The sequence below is a fragment of the Kineosporia corallincola genome, from assembly GCF_018499875.1.
Taxonomy (GTDB): domain Bacteria; phylum Actinomycetota; class Actinomycetes; order Actinomycetales; family Kineosporiaceae; genus Kineosporia; species Kineosporia corallincola.
The window spans coordinates 1-4,109 of record NZ_JAHBAY010000034.1; the positions used below are offsets into that span (position 1 = coordinate 1).

Sequence of the window (4,109 nt, forward strand, 5' to 3'; positions counted from 1 at the left end):
CCGCACGAGACAGCGGCGACCCGGACGGACCCGAACTCGAGCCGCTGGTGGAGTTGCCGGCCCGGGTGGGCGTGCTCCCGCCCGGGGTGCGGGAGTGGCTGGCCGGTCATGACCGGGCCGTGATCCGGGTGGTGGCTGAGCAGTTCCTGGCCGCCCATCCCGAAGTTCGTAAAAGCCTCCGGGAGCAAGGCATCCGTCACCTGAACGAGCTGTCGATCGCCGGGCCGACCGGGGACCTGACGCTTGCGGGCCTGGTCCGGACCGTCCTGGCGCGTCTCGCGGACGACAGGGAGAACGGCGACGCCAGGACGACCGTCGAGGGCCTTCTCGAGCAGCCGGCTCGGGCGGTCGTCAGCGTGTTCGGCCGGACGCCCGTCCAGGTGGATCTGGCCGAACCGGGCCGCCTGCCCTCGGCGGAGCAGATGTTGGTCGTGCTACGCAGTGCGGTGGTCCTGCGCTCGTGGCTGCCGGGGCTGGTTCACCTGGTGGAGCAGCTGGAGTTCCGCAGGGGGGTCCTGCCTCCCGGCGGACTGCACGAGCTCCCGGACGGCGACCTCATCCGCCTGGCGCGCACGGAAATCCAGCAAGCCATGGATCCGCAGAAGCCGGCTACCACGGGCATCGCGGAGGCAATTCGCCGGCAGGCGTCCAACAACAAGGTCATGGCGCTGCTCCGGTCCGCCCTCGGCCCGAACGTCCTCCGGGCGCCGGACGCCCTGAAGGTCAGGGAGTACCTCAACAGCGAGGAGTCTCTACACAGCTCGCAGCGGTACACACTGGCCCGGCTCGGCCAGAACCTCGCCCGCATCCGGAGCCGGGCGCAGCTGAACGCGTCGGAGTCTGTGCCCATCGATATTGCCCGGGAGGCAGAGCGTCTGGGCGATCTGGCGCTGGGGATGGAGCGCGGGAACGTGGACGGGCGGATGGTCTGGCGCCTGGTGCAGTGGAACTTGCAGGATGCTCTGCTGGCGGCCGAGCAGGAGGACATGGATTCCCTCCACACCCTGAACCAGTCCCTGAACCCTGATCTGTCCCTGCAGCAGTTGATCGGCGATGACGAGCAAGTGCGGGAGGGCGTCCAGAAGGAACTGGATCTGGTCCGTGCGGGGCTGGACAACCCTGACGTCGAGATGTTGAAGTTCCTGGTCGATGCCTTGTCCGAGACGGCTGTTCGGTCGTCACTCGCACCGGTCACGGCGCCGCACGGGTTCACGGCGGACGTGCACGACGGGGCGGAGGGCATCGTTCTGCTCGTGCGCCCGCAGGTGGTGTTCGTCCGTGGTGACGCCAAGGTCACCCGGTCCGACGAACAGACGCTGGCCGACCGGGTGCGAAAGCTGGTCAAGAGTGCCTGGGACTCGACGGACGGGGGGGTGACGGACAGTCGGAGGGTCTTCGTCCGGGTCGTCCCCGAAATCGGGTCACTGAAGGAGCGGACGCCCGACGTCGTCTTCGTCCTTCAGCGCGGTACAGAAACCGTCCAGCCGATCCATGTTGGCATCCAGCGGCATCTGAGCACTCTGCCCCCGACCGTCCTGCTCGAGCCGCTGTCCGTCGGCGCCACCGACCGGGAGATCCTGAACGCTTTCCGGCCCGTTCTGGGTCTGCCGAACCGGAGCATGGTGGGCGGGGCGCACAGCTCCGTGGACGACGACGTCCGCCAGATCGCCCGGCTGGTGCTGGACCAGATGAGCGTGAACGACGCCTCCGGGAGATGGCGTCCAGGGCGGGAGGCCGACTGGTACGGGCTGCGGGCCGAGGACCTGGAAAGCCTCCGACACCAGATGCTGTTGAAGCTGTGGTTGCGCAGAATCCGTCTCGGTGTGGACGGCCTGGTGCCCAATTCCGTTACGGGCGGCAACTGGTCAGGGGTGCAGGGAATGGTGCGGGCGCTTGAGCCCGCCCACATCCGCAGCATGGTCGCCGAGGCTGCCGCGACGGGCAACGAGAACGTCGAAAGGGTCGTACGCCTGCAGGCACAGGACGCGCCAGACGATTTCGTCCTGGTGAGTGTGGGCGTCCACATGTCCCAGGGCCAGCCGCCGGGGATCGTCGTCGTCGTCGGGCAGCGCCGAGACCCCACGCCGCCCGTCCAGCAGGCGTCCTCAGGGCGCCAATTCGAGGTGCACCTGGAGGAGCCACCGCCTCGGCCCTCGACCAGCGACAGGCAACGCGCTGCTCTGCTCGCTCTGCGTGCGAACGCCGCGCGGATGACCGAAGCGGACGGCCGACCGGTGACGTTGCCGGAAGACGAGGTCCTCGAAGCCATCCTTGATCAAGTGAGGACGTCGAGGCCTCCGGCGGCAACTCTCACCCAGCTGAGCTGGCACGTCCTGGACGTGATAGCCAAGGGCGGCCCCGGACTCGGGCACAGCCACAGCGACAGCGACAGCGACGGCGACAGCCACAGCGACAGCGACGAGCCCGTGAACGTGGCTGACGAGGAGGACGACTGGGGAAGTCGTCCGGCAGATGTCGCCGGCTGGGTCCCGAGCGTCGAAAATTACCAAGATTATTGGAATTTCACCGCCGAGGACAAGTACGCGGTGGCCGTACTGCTGCAGGAAGATTTGGGCCAGCTGGTCCTCGACGCCGAGAGCTCCGGGGAATCGGCATCCGAGTCGGGGAACTCCTCCGAGGCCGAGATGGAGGCGGATGAGGGGGCAGCATCGGTCGACGACCTCGTCGCTCAACAGATGGACCCGTACTCCTCAGCCGGCCAGGCCGGCCTCCGGAGGAGTCCGCTGAGCGGCCTGTGGGTGGGCCAGGAGTGGATTGGCCCGGGCCATCGCCTCCTGAACATGCCCAGCGTACGGCCTCTGGCTGAGGACGGCCGGGTCCGGCACTTTGAGAGTACTGAGGAGTTGACTCAGTACGTGCGTGGACAGCTCGATCACGTGATCAGTGTGGATGCAGAGGGCGGTCGGGACGTCTTCTTGCGCTTCCCGCGCCACGGGATGATCGCCTTGGGCGAGACCCACACTGACGAGCTCACCGGCTGGGCCGTCTTCGCCCGGATGCTCGCGAATTACGACGTCAGGACGCACGGTGTTCCGACCTTCGTGCACGAGGAGATTCCGTACGACATTTCTTCCGGGTTCCCGCAGCTGCAAGGCATGTATGAGCAAGATCTTACTGCCCGGTTCGGTGAGCTCGGGCTGGCGGTGCCGGACGACTGGCGACCGTTCGCCCTGTCGTCAGGCTTCGCCACGCTGGGGCAGATAATTGCCGATCTGCGTATCCAGCTGGACGACCCCGCCCGGATCGCCGCGAATCATCCATATGACCTGGAAATCTGGCGAGTCAAACTCTTGTACCAATGGGGTTATGCGCTGGATGTTTCGACACGGGGCCCCGGCGTTGACGAACGGATCAGTGACAGCGAACAGCATCTGATCGCTGTCTATCATCATAACTACCCGATATTGGCTCCGTTCGTTGATCACGTCAATAAGGGCTCCTTGGTGGAAGCTTTTGAAGCAGTGCGTCGGGAGAACGGAGATGCTTATTACGGAAATGTTTTCCTTAATGCGCTGCGCGACTTCGTCGATGCTGTGATCGATGCCCTGATCGATCGGGTTCAGCTGGACCCGCGATTGAATTCGGCTGAACAGAATGCTGTGCTGGCGCAGCGGAACCACGGGGATCATAATTTCGGCCTGTTCTCAGACTGGCGCGAGTTCGCCATGATCAACAGCCTCAAGCGGGCGATCGGAACGCGTCGGCGGTTCGCCTTCGCGGGGTCCAGCCATCTGGCGGTGTGGGCCGACCGGCCCGACCTTCAGGCGGTGCACGTGTTCAACCTGTCACCCGAGGGGCGCGACAGGCAGGTTTTCCGGGCGGGGACCGACGGCTTGCGCCAACGCGCGGTTGCGGCGGCGGAGGCGGTCCGGAGCATCTATCAGCAGCTTGCTCCGTCGTCCGGTGCCCAGGACGGGCAGATCGCGACCACTCAGCATGAGAGTCACGCTGGGGCCGGGGCCGGTGTGTGGGTGGATGGCAAGAAGCTGACTCCGGAGCATGCGGCGTGGGGTGTCGCGCAGGCCGAGGGGTGGTTGTCGGACGGTCTGGAACGCCGTTTCGAGTCGGTTCGTGAACTGCATGCCTAC

1 protein-coding gene is annotated in these 4,109 nt (G+C 66.1%); it reads left to right on the forward strand.

Features of this window, described 5'->3' with window-relative positions:
* Positions 1–4,109: hypothetical protein (locus tag KIH74_RS35555; RefSeq protein WP_214160858.1), on the forward strand; the 4,109-nt coding region annotated here is incomplete at both ends.